This window comes from Pseudomonas sp. B14-6 (assembly GCF_013260315.1).
GTDB classification, from domain to species: Bacteria; Pseudomonadota; Gammaproteobacteria; order Pseudomonadales; family Pseudomonadaceae; genus Aquipseudomonas; species Aquipseudomonas mandelii.
In genome coordinates this window covers 931,625-947,189 of sequence record NZ_CP053929.1, presented here as the reverse complement: position 1 = coordinate 947,189, position 15,565 = coordinate 931,625, and the positions used below count along the sequence as shown (strand labels likewise).

Genomic DNA, 15,565 nt, shown 5'->3' with positions numbered 1-15,565 from the left:
CAGATGGGGTCACAAAAACACCAAGGTTAAGCCCTTGCCCGACGACAAGTATCCAAGCGTCGGGCACAGGGTCAATGCGTCGAGCAGATCCAGGAGTTTCCGATGGCCGACTCAAGCAAGAAAATGAGCCTCATGGGGCTCACCACACTGGTCACGGTGAACATGATGGGCTCAGGCATCATCATGTTGCCGACAAGCATGGCGCAACTCGGGGCCGTTTCATTGTTGTCATGGATCGTCACGGCCATTGGCTCAATGTCCATCGCCTACTGCTTTTCCCAGTGCGGTATTTTCTGCCCGCGTCCAGGAGGGTTGTCTGCCTACACCGAAGAGGCACACGCCAAATCAGGGTTTTTCCTCTGCTCGTACCTGTACTTCCTTTCGCTGGCCATCGCCAACGTGGCCGTCGCCATCTCCGCGGTGGGGTACATGACATCGTTCCTGCCGTGGCTGGGAAGTGGCGCCATTCCATTGTTCATCGGAACGGTCGGCTTGCTCTGGTTGACCACCGTGGCCAACTTTGGCGGCCCCGGCATCACCGGCAAGATCGGTGCAATCACCGTGTGGGGTGTCATCATCCCGGTGGCCGGCTTGTGCATCATCGGTTGGTTCTGGTTCAAGCCTGACGTGCTGGCTGCCGCATGGAACCCGAACGAACTGCCCATCTCCGAAGCCATCAGCAAAGCGATCCCCCTGACGCTGTGGGCCTTCCTCGGCATGGAGTCGGCGGCTCAGGCTTCCGATGCCGTGGACGATCCCAAGCGCACGGTGCCGCTGGCTTGCCTGTTCGGCACGCTCGGTGCAGCAGTGGTTTACGTGCTGTCGACATCCGTTATTCAGGGCATCATACCCAATGCCGAACTGGCCAACTCATCGGCCCCTTTCGCGCTCGTCTACGCACACATGTTCAACCCGACAGTCGGCAACATCATCATGGCGCTGGCAGTATTGGCTTGTGTCGGTTCGCTGCTGGGCTGGCAGTTCACCCTGGCACAAACGGCCAAGATGACGGCTGACCAGGGCATGTTTCCCAAACTGTTCAGCAAGGTCAGCGCGCTGAACGCGCCCATTGTCGGCATGCTTGTCTGCGGTGTGTTGCAGACCTTGATGGCGCTGTCGACCATTTCGCCCAACGCCAGCGCTCAGTTTGCAAAACTCGTCAGCCTGGCGGCAGTGACCAACCTGATCCCCTATGTGACGGCGGCCACCGGCCTGCTGGTCATGATGTACAAAGCCAAAGTCAGCGCAGGCGTATACACCCGCAATACGGCGCTGTTACTGATTGCCGTGGCTTACTCCTTGTACGCTTTGTATGCCTGCGGCAAAGAAGCCGTGTTCGGCGGAGCCCTTGTCCTGGCGTTCGGCTACCTGCTTTACGGCTTCCTCTCCAAACGATTTGTCGAGCCATCTGCACCGCCTCAGACTCAGGCCAACATCCCTTGACCGTCGTCTTCAGGACTGCCAGCCATCTGAATTCGGGGAACCAGGATATGAACGTTAAATTGTCCAAAGCCAACAACCTGCTGCTCGTCTGCCTGCTCACGCTGATGCCGGTATTGGCGGGTGCCGATACGCTTGAGCGCGTGCGGACGACTCAATCCTTCACCCTCGGCTACTTGCCGAACTTCCCCCCTTTTAGCGTCCAGGCAAGCGATATACCGAGCGGTTATGCGATCGATCTGTGCCTGAAGATCGCCGACAAGGTCAAGACCGAATTGGCTTTGCCTGGTTTGCAAATACGCTACCTGTCGGTCTCACCCACCGACGAGATAAATGCCGTCAGCTCGGGGAAAATCGACATTCTCTGTACACCGACCGCCCCCACTCTGGAGCGGCGCAAGAGGGTGAGCTACTCAGTACCGGTCTACACGGCTGGCCTCTCGGTAGTGGTGCGTCAGGATGCACCGCAGCCGTTGCTCAATGCGCTTGCTGGCAAGGTGGCTAACACCGGACCAACGTGGCGAGCGACGATCAACCATGGGTTATCCAACCAGACCTATGCCGCCATTGCAGGCGGAGTCACCGAGACATGGATCCGTGAGCGGATGCGATTACTCGGGGTCGTGGCCACGCTTGTCACTGTCGAAAATACCGCGGCAGGCCTCAAGCAGGTCGCCGAAGGCAAGGCCGATGCCTTCTTCGCTGAACGCATGGTGCTGAAAAATCTTCTCGCCACGGATAAGTCTGCAAGCAATCTGGTTTTGCTCGACCGAATTTTCGAGTACGCACCGACTGCAATGGCAGTGGATCAAAACGATGAAGACTTCCGTTTGCTGGTCGATACCGCGCTAAGTGACATGTACCGCTCGGGCGATATTGAGCAGGCATTCGACAAATACCTGGGTGGCGCCGACGACACGGCCAAAAAGCTGTTCAAGGTCTATGCATTGCCGCAATAACACACCCCGTTTTAGCGAGCGACAAGTAACGTATCCAGCAACGCCTGCAACCCCATGGGCTTGGCAAAATAATAGCCCTGAGCCTGCCCTGCCCCCATTTCGCGCAGCAAGATTAGCGTCGCTTCATCCTCGACACCTTCGGCCACCACGCTCAGGTCCAGCGATTCGGCCATCCGCACAATTGCCCGCACGATCGCGCGACTGCGGGCGCTGGTGGTCAGTTCAAGGATGAAAGACTTGTCGATCTTCAAGCCGCTGAAACGGTATTGATGCACGTAGCTCAGGGATGAAAATCCTGCACCGAAGTCATCGAGCACCACCGACATGCCATTGTCGGCCAATTGCTGCATGTTCTGCCGGGCAATAGCCGGCTCGGCCACCAGGGCACCTTCGGTCAACTCCAGGCAGATCCGCGACGGCGCGACCCGGTGCTGCGCCAACAGGGCAAGCACATCACTGGCAAAGTCCGGGCGCGTCATGCTGTAGCTGGAGCAATTCACGTGCACCGGCGGCCAATTGGCGTGTTGAGGGAGTGCGAGGATTACTGCGACGCTGGTGAGCATGTACAGGTCCAGTCGACCGATCAGGCGCAACCCTTCGACGTTCGGCAAAAACTCCCCTGGTGCGATCACTCGGCCGCCCGGCTGATGCCAGCGGATCAGCGCTTCAAGGGCCAGGAGTTCACCCGTTTCAACGCTGACAATCGGCTGGAAATACGGTAGCAGTTCGTCGGTGCGTTTCAGCGCATTGCGCAAGGCCCCTTCGCGCTCCATCTGGTCCGAGACTTCTCGGCGCACTTCCTGATTGAACACCGCGTAGCTGTCGCGACCGGCACTCTTGACCCGGTACATCGCCGCATCGGCATCGCGCAGCAAGTCGGCCGGTTCGTGATGGAACTGATTGTCGGCGCTGACAATACCGATACTGCAGGATGAAAAAACCTCATGGCCATTGATAAAAAACGGCAGGTCAAACGCCACCAGGATCCGTTCGGCGATTTCGATCACCACGTCCAGCGGCGCTTCGGGAGCGAGCACCGAAAATTCATCGCCCCCCAGTCGTGCGAGCATGTCGGTGTCACGCAGGCAACTGCGCAAACGGTGGGCGGCTTGCCTCAACAGCAGATCGCCAAAATGGTGGCCGAGGCTGTCGTTGACCATTTTGAAACGATCAAGGTCGATGAACATCACCGCCAGGTGCCCGCCTTCGCTGCCGAATCGCAACCAGGCCTGATTGAGGTGCTGTTGCAGGTAGGTTCGGTTCGGCAGCCCGGTCAGCGCATCGTGGGAGTTTTCGTGTTGCAGCTTGGCATTGGCGTGATCGAGTTCTCGGGTGCGGCTCTGCACCCGGGCTTCGAGCTTGAGATTGGCGGAATGGATGGCTTCGGCGGCCGTGCGTCGCGACAACGCGGTGTCGATGTGCCGCGACACAAACGTCAGCAGTTCCTGATCACGCAGGGTATACCGCACTTGCGAGGTATAGCTTTGTACCGCCAGTACACCACGCACCACATCGCCATCGAACAAGGGAATGCCCAGCCAGGAGTAGGACCGGTAACACTCTTCGGCAATTTCGATTTCACCGTGCACATGCAATCGTTCAGCCTCGTCGGCGTCAATCAAGCAAGGTCGACGCTGACGAATAACGTACTCAGTCAGGCCCCGGCGTCCACGCCGTGCCGACGGACAAGTTGTCTGCCGATCATCAACGTAATACGGAAAAGTCACTTCAGTGGTCGTGTCGTCGAACAGTGCGATGTAGAAGTTCTGCGCGAACAGCAGATCACCGACGATGCCATGCAATGTTTGAAACAGTTCAGCCATATCGCCAGGCTGGCTTGACAGTTCAGCAATCTGGAACAGCGCGCTCTGCAAATGTTCGGCGCGCTCACGTTCTGCCACTTCCTGCCTCAAGGCGTCGTTGAGTGCCGAAAGCTCCAGGGTGCGACGCATGACGATCCCTTCGAGATTCTCGCGGTGCAGGATCCGGTCCAGCGCCATGGCCACGTGGCGGACCACCACCAGAAACAATGCGCGGTCTTCGGCGCTGTAGGTACGGGAAACGTCGTAGACCTGCATGGCCAGCATGCCAAACACGTCATCCGAGGCATTTTTCAACGGCGCGCCCATCCAGAACTCGGGACGATCCCCCACGCAGTAGAAGCGGCCCTCGGCCTGAGCCGCGCGAATACCGGCGGCGTCGATCAGCAACGGCTGGCCGGTGGTCAACACCTGGCCGGTCAACGACAGGTGTGAAACATCAAGGTACTCGTAGTGTTCGGCCTCCACGGCATCAACGTCGATGATGTCGACGTAATACGGATAGTCAATCTTGCCGGTGTGCGGGTCATACAGTGCGAGATAGAAGTTCTCGGCGTCGATCAGGCTGGCGAGTAGCCGGTGAACCCCCACCAGAAATACAAACCGGTCGCGGGTCGAGCTCGCGAGGTAGGTAATTTCATACAGCACCCGTTGAGTAATTTGCGCTCGGGCAAGGGTATCGGTCTGTACCTGCATGCCCAGGCGCTGGGCAAATTCGGCGAGCGCCGGCTCCGCAGCATCCTTGATGGGCGCGAGCAGCCATCCCAATACACTTTCACCTCGACCGGTCGGCCATCGGCGCAAGTGCTGGGCCTGGCAAAAGGTCTCAAATTCTTCACTCGCCACACTGGACGGCCAATTCGCCTGCGGGTCGCCCTGCCCGACCAGATGCATTTGTTCGCCGGCACGGTACACCCCCCATGCGGTGGTGTGAGACCAGTGGCGAGCCGAAGTCAGCAATTGTTCAACCGTTTCTTCATGGCCCTTGCAGGCTGTGCCGACAGCATCCGGCCGACTCTTCGGTAGCGTGGCGACAACGGATTGCTGCGGGGAGTCGGACAATAGACAAAAACTCATCAGCGCTCCCTGTGCCAAAACTGGCGATATCCACTTTTTAGTTGCTAGCAATACGCCAGTGTTCTTCCCGTTTAAAGCTTATGTGCCTTTTTATCAATAGTTTTATTCGCTTTAGTACCCATGAAAGATTTGACGACGCACTCAGAACTTTTCGGGAATGCGTTTTAGTGGGTAATCCGGTTCGTGATAACCGCCTGGCCGCTGACGCTTGGGCAACTTCACTTTCTCGCGCGGCACCTCTTCATAAGGAATGCGGCTGAGCAAATCGGTGATGATGTTCAGACGAGCCCGTCGTTTGTCGTTCGAGTTGGCTACCAGCCAGGGAGCATGTCCGGTATCCGTCGCCTTGAACATGTCATCACGTGCACGCGAGTAGTCATACCAGCGGCTGTACGACTTCAGGTCCATTGGGGTGAGCTTCCAGATTTTGCGGCCGTCCTCAATCCGCGCTTCAAGCCGTCGGGTCTGTTCCTGCGGGCTGACTTCCAGCCAATACTTGAACAACATAATCCCCGAGTCGACGATTGCGCGCTCGACCAAGGGGACAGCCCTCAGGAAACTGACCGCCTGCTCTTTGGTGCAAAACCCCATCACGCGCTCGACGCCCGCACGGTTGTACCAACTGCGATCAAAGATCACCACTTCCCCAGCCGCAGGCAAATGTGGCAGGTAACGCTGCACGTACATCTGGCTTTTTTCGCGATCGGTCGGGGCAGGTAACGCCACAACGCGAAAGATCCGTGGGCTCACGCGCTCGGTCAGCGCCTTGATGGTGCCGCCCTTGCCCGCCCCGTCGCGGCCCTCGAAGACAATGCAGATCTTGATGCCCTCATGCCGCACCCATTCCTGCAACTTCACTATTTCGACATGCAGTCGGCGCAGTTCACTCAGGTAGTCCTTGTTGGACATCTTCGCGATGTCGACGGAATGACGTTTCTTGGTGGATTTCTTGTCCTTTGCCATGAACAACACCTCGCAGTCGATTGGCTCGCTGAGTTTAGTCCATGGTTGAAGATTTACCGGCGCCGAGGACGCCGTCGAGGATTTAAAAGACAACACAAAACAAAAGTGGGAGCGGGCTTGCTCGCGAAGAGGTCGTGTCAGTCAACATCAGTGTTGAATGACACACCGCTTTCGCGAACAAGCCCGCTCCCACGGGGATTGCATCAAGCCGCCAGTTACCTCAACAACATTTAGGCCCGGCCTTGCTCCCGTAACGCGCTTCCTGGCGTTCCCGGAAGAACACTTCGTAGCTCATCACCGGCTTGTCCGGGTGTTTGCCCTGCATGTGTTCGACGTAGGTGTCGTAGTCCGGCATGCCCACCATCAAGCGCGCGGCCTGACCGAGGTATTTACCGAGGCGACTCAGGTCATTGAACATTTGGCGCCCTCCTCCCTCACGCTTGCGGCAGCGCCTGGTATGGGGCTTCTTTATCCGTACGCTCCTTGGAGCCCCAGGCCGCAATGCCGACCTTGAGCGCAAAGAACAGGATGCTGAAGACCACCAGCAGGAACAGCGCGGTCAGCGTTGCGTTGGTGTAGGCGTTGTAGATCACGTGGTGCATCTGGTCGATGCTCTTCGCCGGGGCGAGGATCTGGCCGTTGGCCAGCGCATCGCTGTACTTCTTGGCCAGGGCCAGGAAACCGATCGCCGGGTTGGCATCGAACAGCTTGATAAAGCCTGCGGTGGTGGTGCAGATCAGCAGCCACACGGCTGGCAACATGGTCACCCAGACGTAGCGCTGACGTTTCATTTTGATCAGCACAACGGTCGCCAACATCAGCGCGATACCGGCCAGCATCTGGTTGGAGATACCAAACAGCGGCCACAAGGTGTTGATGCCGCCCAGAGGGTCGATCACGCCTTGGTACAGCAGATAACCCCACATCGCCACGCAACCAGCGGTCGCGATCAGGTTGGCGGTCCAGGATTCAGTGCGCTTCAGCGACGGTACGAACGAACCGAGCAAATCCTGCAACATGAAACGCCCGGCACGGGTGCCCGCATCGACGGCTGTCAGGATGAACAACGCTTCAAACAGGATCGCGAAGTGGTACCAGAACGCCATGGTGTTTTCACCTGGCAGAACGTGATGCAGGATCTGCGCGATACCGACCGCCAGAGTCGGCGCACCGCCGGCACGGGCCAGGATCGTGGTTTCACCGATGTCCTTGGACACCGCTTGCAGCGCTTCCGGAGTAATTGCAAAACCCCAGCTGCTGACGGTCTGAGCAACCGAAACAGCATCAGAGCCAACCAGCGCCGCCGGGCTGTTCATGGCGAAGTACACGCCCGGTTCGATCACCGAAGCCGCGACCATCGCCATGATGGCGACGAAGGATTCCATCAGCATGCCGCCGTAACCGATGTAACGGGCATGACCTTCGCTGGCCAACAGTTTCGGCGTGGTGCCGGATGCAATCAGTGCATGGAAACCCGAGACCGCGCCGCAGGCGATAGTGATGAACAGGAACGGGAACAACCCGCCTTTCCACACCGGGCCAGTGCCGTCGATGAACTGGGTCAGTGCCGGCATTTTCAGGTCGGGCATGGTGATCAGAATGCCGATCGCCAAGGCGACGATGGTGCCGATCTTCAGGAAAGTCGACAGGTAATCACGCGGGGCCAGAATCAGCCACACCGGCAATACCGCGGCGACAAAACCGTAGCCGATCAACATCCAGGTGATCTGAATGCCAGTAAACGTAAACGCTTTGGCCCAGACCGGATCAGCAGCAATCTGCCCACCGAGCCAGATCGAACCGAGCAGCAACAGCACACCAATGATGGAGATTTCACCAATGCGACCCGGGCGGATGTAGCGCATGTAGATGCCCATGAACATCGCGATCGGGATGGTCGCCATCACCGTGAAAATCCCCCACGGGCTCTCGGCCAAGGCTTTCACGACGATCAATGCCAGCACCGCAAGGATGATGATCATGATCAGGAAGCAGCCGAACAGCGCAATGGTCCCGGGGATGCGGCCCATTTCTTCGCGGACCATATCGCCCAGGGAACGGCCGTTGCGGCGGGTGGACATGAACAGGACCATGAAGTCCTGAACCGCACCGGCCAGCACCACGCCGGCAATCAGCCAAAGCGTACCGGGCAGATAGCCCATCTGCGCCGCCAAAACGGGACCGACCAGCGGACCTGCGCCGGCGATGGCCGCGAAGTGGTGACCAAAAAGTACGTGTTTGTTGGTCGGCACGTAGTCCAGGCCATCATTATTGATGACGGCGGGCGTGGCACGATTGGGGTCGAGTTGCATCACCTTGGTGGCGATGAACAGGCTGTAGTAGCGGTAGGCAACGAGGTAGATAGCGACTGCTGCGACTACGATCCACAGGGCGTTGATCGCTTCGCCGCGGCGCAAGGCCACGACACTTAGCGCAAACGCTCCCAGAACAGCCACGGCAAACCAGGCGAGGTGTTTAGCCATACGGGGCATAGCGTGTCTCCTGCCGACAGCCAGTGGACTGCGGCGGTAATTTTTTATAATTGTGTCCGCGGTGCGGAGCTGGCCCAATATCCCCGCATGCCGTCCACAAATAAATCCGCGTTACTACGTACATGGCGCCTACGTAGTTCTACGTAGACGCGCTGATTCCTCTCTAGGAGCGAGCCTGCTCGCGATAGCGGACTGACATTCACCATCAATGTCGTCTGACTACCGCTATCGCGAGCAGGCTCGCTCCTACAAGGGTTTTGCATTTCACCTGACAGACATCCCCGCCGCAGGTCATTCCGTCCAGCACCGCTACTGGACGCGCGTATCTTTGGCATATGATGCCGGGCCATCGCCTTCCCTCGGTCCGGTCAGGAGCCAAGATGCAGCTCAAACACAAAATCGTCGCGCTCGGGATTCTGCCGCTGGTGTTGGCGATCGCGGTGATCTGCGCGCTGGTGATTTCCCTCAATCGCCAACTCGGCGATCAACAGGCGCAGCTGATTGAAGACAGCATTCTGGCGAGCAAACGCGCCGAGCTTAAAAACTACGTGGAAATGGCCCAGAGCCTGATCGCGCCGCTCTACGACGACGGGCACGGTGACGAGCACGCCCAGCAACAGGTGCTGGAAGAACTGCGCAAGCTCAGCTTTGGCATCAACGGCTACTTCTTCGTCTACGACCGTGAGGGTCGCAGCCTGATGCACGCGCGCCAGTCGGAACTGGTGGGCAAATACCTGTGGGACATGAAAGATCCCCAAGGTTTGCCGGTGATTCAGGCACTGCTCAAAAGTGCGCAATCCGGCGAAGGTTTTCAGCGCTACGCCTGGAACAAGCCTTCCTCCGGCCAGGTCACCGACAAACTCGCGTATGTAGTGATGCTGGACCGTTGGGGCTGGATGCTCGGTACCGGCATCTACCTTGAAGACGTTGAGCGCGCCACCCAGCAGGCGCGTGACGAAGTGGCCCACGGCATCCGCAAGACCATGCTGGCGATTGCCGCGGTGGCCCTCGTGGCCGTGCTGTTTGTCTTCGCCAGCGGCATGACGCTCAACGTCAGCGAGCATCGCCTGGCGGACAAAAAGCTCCAGCGCCTGACCCAGCGGATCGTCAGCCTCCAGGAGGAAGAGCGCTCACGGGTTTCCCGGGAGCTGCACGACGGCATCAGCCAGGTGCTCGTCTCCATAAAATTCCAGTTCGAACTGGCCAGCCTGCTGCTGGAGAATGGCCAGGCCAACGACAAGGGTTTGAATACGCTGAAAGATGCCACGGAGCGCCTTGGCGACGCGATTGGCGAGGTTCGCAGCCTCTCTCACGACCTGCGCTCGTCATTGCTCGACACGCTGGGCCTGCCGGCGGCGATCGGCCAGCTCGCCGCCGAATTCGAGCAGCGCAGCGGTCTCACCGTGACTTACGACGATAATGAATTTGACTGTGACCTGGTCGACGGCGCGGCGGTTTCGCTGTTCCGGATTGTGCAGGAAGGCCTGACCAACATTGAACGCCACGCACAGGCCAAAAACGTTTCGATTACCCTGCATGGGTCACAGGAATCCGTGCGGTTGACGGTGGTCGACGACGGTGTCGGTTTTAATGTCGCCCAGGTCGAACGTCGCCACGCGGGCATCGGTCTGCGTAATATCCGTGAGCGTGTCGAACATTTTGGCGGGCGGTTCGACCTGATATCGATGCCTGGAAGAAGTGAGCTGGACGTGCTGCTGCCGATGAAAATGCCCGGTGCGAAACGCTGACCCACCCCCTTACAACAAGAGTGAATATCTGCGATGAACCTGCCCTATCCGATCCGCGTCGCCCTGGTCGACGATCACTCCCTGGTCCGCGACGGGATCAAAGCGCTGCTCGCGGTCATGGCGCCCCTGGAAGTGGTGGGCGAAGCCGAAAGTGGCGCGCAGGCCATCGAGATGGTCGGGCGCTGCCAGCCAGACTTGTTGCTGGTCGACATCAGCCTGCGCGACATGAACGGGCTTGAGCTGACCCGCGTGCTGCGCAGCCAGTATCCGTCGCTCAAGGTGCTGATGCTGAGCATGTACGACAATTATGAATACGTAAGTGAATCCGTTCGCGCCGGCGCCAGCGGCTATGTGTTGAAGAACTCACCGTCGCGGGAAATCATTGCGGCCATCGAAGCCATCGTCAGTGGCGGCACGTTCTACAGCGCCGAAATCGCCCAGCGGCTGATAGCCGACAAAAGCACCGACAATGAGCTGACCCCTCGCGAAAGCCAGGTGTTGTACAAAATGGCGCAAGGATTGAACAACAAGGAAATGGCCCGCGAGCTCGACATCAGCGTGCGTACTGTGGAAACCCATCGTTTGAGCATCCGCCGCAAACTGAACATCGACAAACCCGCAGCCCTGGTCAAGTACGCGATCGATCACGGGATCATTTCGCGCTAGCAGGCACGCCTTACACCGCCTCGGGATTGACCACCTTGGCAGAGCGGATAAACAACGCCCGCGCCTTCTCCCAGAAATTGCCCCCCAGCACAAAAAGACTCATGAGTGTCCTGCCTATCAATGATCGCAGAAGGTTTGAGGTTGCCTGAGAAGCTTAACAGCCGGTTGCTCATTTGGACGGCTATGCTCCAGTGACCTTCTCTGGTTGGACGATACGCGATGCCTCGAGGCCGTTCCTTGCAAAGACTGCCAGGCCACCTCCTCCTGCTCGGCGCACTTGGCCTGAGTGGCTGCGTGCGGCTGGGGCCGGACTTCCAGCCGCCGGGCGAAACGTGGGTCGAACACTGGAATACCGCAGCCCTTGAACACGCCAGTCAGCGCGGACCGAATCCGGATATCCGCCAGTGGTGGCAGGTCTTCAACGATCCGCTACTGAATCAGCTGATCGCCGAGTCGGATGCAAATAATTCCAGCCTGAAAATCGCCGGCTTGCGCGTGCTGGAAGCCCGTGCCCAGCTGGGCATTGCGCAAAGCGCTCTGTACCCGCAACTGCAACAAGCCAGCGCCGACAGTTTGTACTTCAATCGCCGGCAATCGGGTGGTACCAATCCCCAGGACAGCCATTTCTGGCAATACAGCGCTGGGTTCGACATGGGTTGGGAGCTGGACTTCTGGGGGCGTTTCAGCCGGGCCATCGAATCGTCCGACGCCAGTTATTTTGCCGCTCAGGCCAACTATGAAGACGTGCTGGTATTGCTGCGCGCCCAGGTCGCGGACACCTACTTTTCATTGCGCACCACTGAGGCCCGGTTACGCGTCGCCCGGGAGAACGCCAAACAACAAAAGCGTAATTTCGAGATCACCGAAAAACTGTTCAACAGCGGCCAGCAAGCGGAACTCGACCTGCAACAGGCCAAAACCCAATACCTCGGCACCCTGAGCACCATCCCCTCCCTCGAAGACCAGTTGCAACGAACGCGTAATGCGTTGGCCGTGCTGATCGGACAACCGCCCGGCGCGTTACCGATGCTCGTGAGCAACGAAGGCTTGATCCCGCTGGTCGATCGCGCCGTGCTCCAGGATGTGCCGGCCAATCTGCTGCTGCGTCGGCCCGATGTGCGCGCCGCCGAGCTGAATGTCGCCGCCCAGTCGGCATTGATTGGCGTGGCCGAAAGTGATTTCTATCCGTCGCTGACCTTGCTTGGCAGCATCGTCTGGTCTGCCGACACGCTCAACGGTACGTCCCGAAGCCTGGACCTGATCGGCGGCCCCAGCCTGCGCTGGAACCTGTTCGACCATGGTCAGATCAGCAATAACGTGCGCGTCCAGGATGCGCGGTTGCAGCAACTGATCGAGGCGTACCGCGACAAAGTCCGCCAGGCCGCGCGGGAGGCTGACGATGCCGCCACTGGTTTGATCAAATCGCTGGAGCGCGAACGCATCCTGAGCGAAGCCGGAGTGGCCGCCAAACGCTCGCTGGTGCTGGCCAGCACGCAGTACCGCGAAGGTTACTCAGACTTTCAGCGGGTGCTCGATGCTCAGCGCGCACTGCTCGAACAGCAGGACAGCTACCTGGTCGCCCGCAGCAACGCGGTGAGCAACCTGATTGCCCTGTACAAATCCCTCGGTGGCGGTTGGTACAGCGCCCAGCCCAAAGTCGATGAAGCCACCCGCCAGCAGATGGAAAAACGCACCGACTGGGGCGACCTGCTGAGCGAGCCCGCCGCCCTCCCTGCCCCACAAGGTAAACAGCCATGAGTGAAACCGTGCAGCCTGTCCCCGAGGTGCCCGCCCCAAAGCCTCCTGAGCCTGCCGCTGACCCGGCGAAAAAAGGCATCAAATGGGTGCTGCTCCTGATCCTCCTGAGCCTGGCGTGGTACTTGGCGGCCGACCGTTTCACGCCCTATACGCAACAAGCCCGCGTAGGCGCCTTTGTCATTCCGGTCGCCTCGGAAGTCGCCGGCCGGGTGATCCGCGTCAACGTGCGCAACAATAAGGACGTCCAGGCGGGCGACGTGCTGTTCGAAGTGGACCCGCAGCCGTATCAGATCGCCGTCGACCGCGCCCGCGCAGACCTTGAATCGACCCGTCGGCAGATCGGCGCCAGCACCGCCGGCATCGCTTCGGCGCAAGCCAACTTGCGCGCGGCCCAGGCCAACGAACTGAAGGCGAAACAAGACAATCAACGTTTGGAAGGTTTGTACCGCGAAGACCCCGGAACCATTTCCGTGCGTCTGCTCGAAGTGTCTCGCGCCAATCGTGAACAGGCGGTCAGCCAGGTCGCGGCCGCCCGCGCCGAAGTGCAACGCGCCCGCGAGCAAGAAGGTGGCAGCGAGGAAGACAACGCCCTGCTGCGAAGCGCCGCCACGGCGCTGTCGAAAGCCGAGCTGGATCTGTCCAACACGCAGATTCGCGCCCGCTCGGCGGGGTTGGTCACCGACCTGCGCACCGACGCCGGGCAGTTCGCCGCGGCCGGTGGCCCGGTCATGACCCTGATTGCCATCCACGATGTCTGGATCAGCGCGGACATGACTGAAAACAACCTCGGTCTGGTGAAAGTCGATACGCCCGTGGCGATCGTCCTGGATGCATTCCCGGGCGAAGTGTTCGACGGACGCGTGCGCAGTGTCGGTTATGGCGTCAGTGTCGGACAGACACCGGCGCCTGGCACCTTACCCAGTGTCCAGAACAGCCGCGACTGGCTGCGACCGGCCCAGCGTTTTCCGGTGATTATCGAGCTCTCCGAAGACGCCCGAAAAACCTTGCGTGACAGCGGCGCCATCCGTGCTGGCGGGCAGGCCGAAGTCATGGCCTTCCCGACTCAAGGCAACCCGCTGAACCCGTTGGGTCGGCTGTTTGTGGGTTTCATGAGCTGGCTGAGCTATGCCTACTAAACGCACGCCCCGGGAACAGCGCGCATTACGCCTGGCCACTGGCACGGCGCTGTGCCTTGCCGCCAGCTTCGGCCTCGGGTTGCCGATCCCCTTTCTCGCGCCGGTGCTGTGCCTGATCCTGCTGGCCTCGATCAATCGCCCGTTGCCGTTCAAGGCAGCCGTGGTGCTCGCACTGGCTGCGATGTTGACCACGGGCCTTGGCCTGTTGTTGATCCCGATCCTGCGTTATTACCCCTTCAGCGGCGTGCTGCTGATCGGTCTGAGCCTGTTCCTGGTCTTCCGTTTTGGCCTGCGCGGTGGAAATGCCCTGATCGTGACCTTTCTGGTGATTGGCCTGACGATGATTTCCTCGGCCGGCGTTGCCGAATTCGATCTGGCGGCGATGGTCATCGGTGCCCTGGTCAAGGGCTTGCTGCTCGCCGTAGCGGTCGTGGCGATCAGTCACGGGTTATTCCCGGATCCGCCCAACGCCCCTTCCCCGCCGCCCACCCCGACGTTGCCCGCCGAAGAGGTCAGCCGAGTGGCGCTACGTGCAACCCTGATCGTGTTACCGACGTTCCTGCTCGCGTTGATCGACCCGGCCGGTTACCTGCCGATCATCCTCAAAGCCGTCAGCCTGGGCCAACAAAGCTCCACGACCAACGCCCACACAGCCGGTCGCGAACTCGTTGGCTCAACCTTGCTCGCAGGCCTGCTGGCGATCCTGTTCTGGAGCGCCCTCAGCCTGTTTGTGCACCTGTGGATGTTCTTTCTGTGGATGCTGCTGTTCGGCCTGGTGCTGGCGCGCAAGCTCTACGCGCTGAGCCCGACCGGGTTCAGCCCGGGGTTCTGGCTCAACACCCTGATCACGCTGATTATCCTGCTGGGCCAGTCGGTTCAGGACAGCATCGCAGGCAAGGACGTGTACACCGCGTTTGCGGTGCGCATGGGCTTGTTCCTCGCCGTCACGTTGTACGCCTGCCTGATGGTTTATCTGCTCGAGCAGCGGCCGCGAAAGGCTCAGGGGTTAACCTGATACCCCTTGCCCTGCAGGCAACTGGTGTACGCCGTCGAGGTGGTTGCGGCACTGGTTTTCTCTTGTGCCCGGCGCTCCTGACGCTGACGCGAGCCGCCCACCACGGCACCGGCCACGGCGGTCTCTTTCGCGCGGTCCTGCCGATAGTCCTGTTTCGTGTCGTCATCGATGCGCTCATAAAACTCGTCATGCTGACGCCCGCGCACTTCTGCCCCGGCCGATCCCGCGGCGGCCCCCGCGGCAGCACCGCGCAATCGCCCTCCGGAAGCAGGCTGTGCGGTCGACGCGGCCTGACTGGACGCGATGCTGTTGCATTCATTGATGTCCAGTTGGGTCTGTTGCGAACTCTGCCCTTTCATCGGAACGACCGTTGCAGCCCAACCCTGGGTGCACGCAACCGCCAATGCGATGCTCAGGCCGATGGATGACACCTTGCTCATAATGACCTCCAACGCAGCCCGTCACTCTGCATTAACCCCGGGTAGCTGATC

The 15,565-nt window shown here is 59.7% G+C and carries 12 protein-coding genes; 7 read left to right on the top strand and 5 right to left on the bottom strand.

The features are described 5' to 3' along the window. The first annotated feature begins 102 nt into the window (after positions 1-102). Positions 103-1,443, top strand: a complete 1,341-nt coding sequence (gene potE, locus HP062_RS04300) for a putrescine-ornithine antiporter (protein WP_010460119.1) — start codon at positions 103-105, stop codon at positions 1,441-1,443. 47 nt (positions 1,444-1,490) lie between these two features. Further along, a complete protein-coding gene (locus HP062_RS04295; RefSeq protein ID WP_172790887.1) occupies positions 1,491-2,399 on the top strand; it encodes an amino acid ABC transporter substrate-binding protein in 909 nt (302 codons plus the stop codon). Between the two features lie 11 nt (positions 2,400-2,410). Here HP062_RS04295 and HP062_RS04290 read toward each other — a convergent pair whose 3' ends face one another. The 4 genes from HP062_RS04290 to HP062_RS04275 form a co-directional block, all read right to left on the bottom strand. Beyond that, positions 2,411-5,296 (bottom strand): EAL domain-containing protein, encoded by a 2,886-nt coding sequence (locus HP062_RS04290; protein WP_172790886.1) that lies wholly within the window; start codon positions 5,294-5,296, stop codon positions 2,411-2,413. 141 nt (positions 5,297-5,437) lie between these two features. Further along, complete coding sequence (ppk2, locus tag HP062_RS04285; RefSeq protein WP_010460112.1) at positions 5,438-6,259, bottom strand: polyphosphate kinase 2; 822 nt, start codon at positions 6,257-6,259, stop codon at positions 5,438-5,440. A gap of 220 nt (positions 6,260-6,479) precedes the next feature. Continuing rightward, a complete protein-coding gene (locus HP062_RS04280) occupies positions 6,480-6,677 on the bottom strand; it encodes a YbdD/YjiX family protein (RefSeq protein ID WP_010460111.1) in 198 nt (65 codons plus the stop codon). Positions 6,678-6,693: 16 nt separating this feature from the next. Then, positions 6,694-8,751, bottom strand: coding sequence for a carbon starvation CstA family protein (locus HP062_RS04275; protein ID WP_172790885.1), 2,058 nt, complete (start codon positions 8,749-8,751; stop codon positions 6,694-6,696). Positions 8,752-9,131: 380 nt separating this feature from the next. On the opposite strand from HP062_RS04275, the gene HP062_RS04270 reads away from it, so the two are divergent. From HP062_RS04270 to HP062_RS04250, 5 genes are all read left to right on the top strand, one after another. Next, positions 9,132-10,499, top strand: coding sequence for a cache domain-containing protein (locus tag HP062_RS04270; RefSeq protein ID WP_077748407.1), 1,368 nt, complete (start codon positions 9,132-9,134; stop codon positions 10,497-10,499). Positions 10,500-10,532: 33 nt separating this feature from the next. Continuing rightward, a complete protein-coding gene (locus tag HP062_RS04265) occupies positions 10,533-11,165 on the top strand; it encodes a response regulator transcription factor (protein WP_010460104.1) in 633 nt (210 codons plus the stop codon). A gap of 219 nt (positions 11,166-11,384) precedes the next feature. Beyond that, positions 11,385-12,923, top strand: a complete 1,539-nt coding sequence (locus tag HP062_RS04260) for an efflux transporter outer membrane subunit (protein WP_172790884.1) — start codon at positions 11,385-11,387, stop codon at positions 12,921-12,923. Beyond that, positions 12,920-14,059 carry an HlyD family secretion protein gene (locus tag HP062_RS04255; RefSeq protein ID WP_172790883.1) on the top strand — a complete coding sequence of 380 codons (1,140 nt, stop codon included), beginning with the start codon at positions 12,920-12,922 and terminating at the stop codon, positions 14,057-14,059. Before HP062_RS04260 ends, HP062_RS04255 begins: the two co-directional genes overlap by 4 nt. Continuing rightward, a complete protein-coding gene (locus tag HP062_RS04250) occupies positions 14,049-15,074 on the top strand; it encodes a DUF2955 domain-containing protein (protein ID WP_077748404.1) in 1,026 nt (341 codons plus the stop codon). Before HP062_RS04255 ends, HP062_RS04250 begins: the two co-directional genes overlap by 11 nt. On the opposite strand, the gene HP062_RS04245 is transcribed toward HP062_RS04250, so the two are convergent. Further along, positions 15,059-15,514, bottom strand: a complete 456-nt coding sequence (locus HP062_RS04245) for a YMGG-like glycine zipper-containing protein (protein ID WP_145307195.1) — start codon at positions 15,512-15,514, stop codon at positions 15,059-15,061. The two genes, HP062_RS04250 and HP062_RS04245, sit on opposite strands and share 16 nt — an antisense overlap. Positions 15,515-15,565 lie beyond the last annotated feature (51 nt).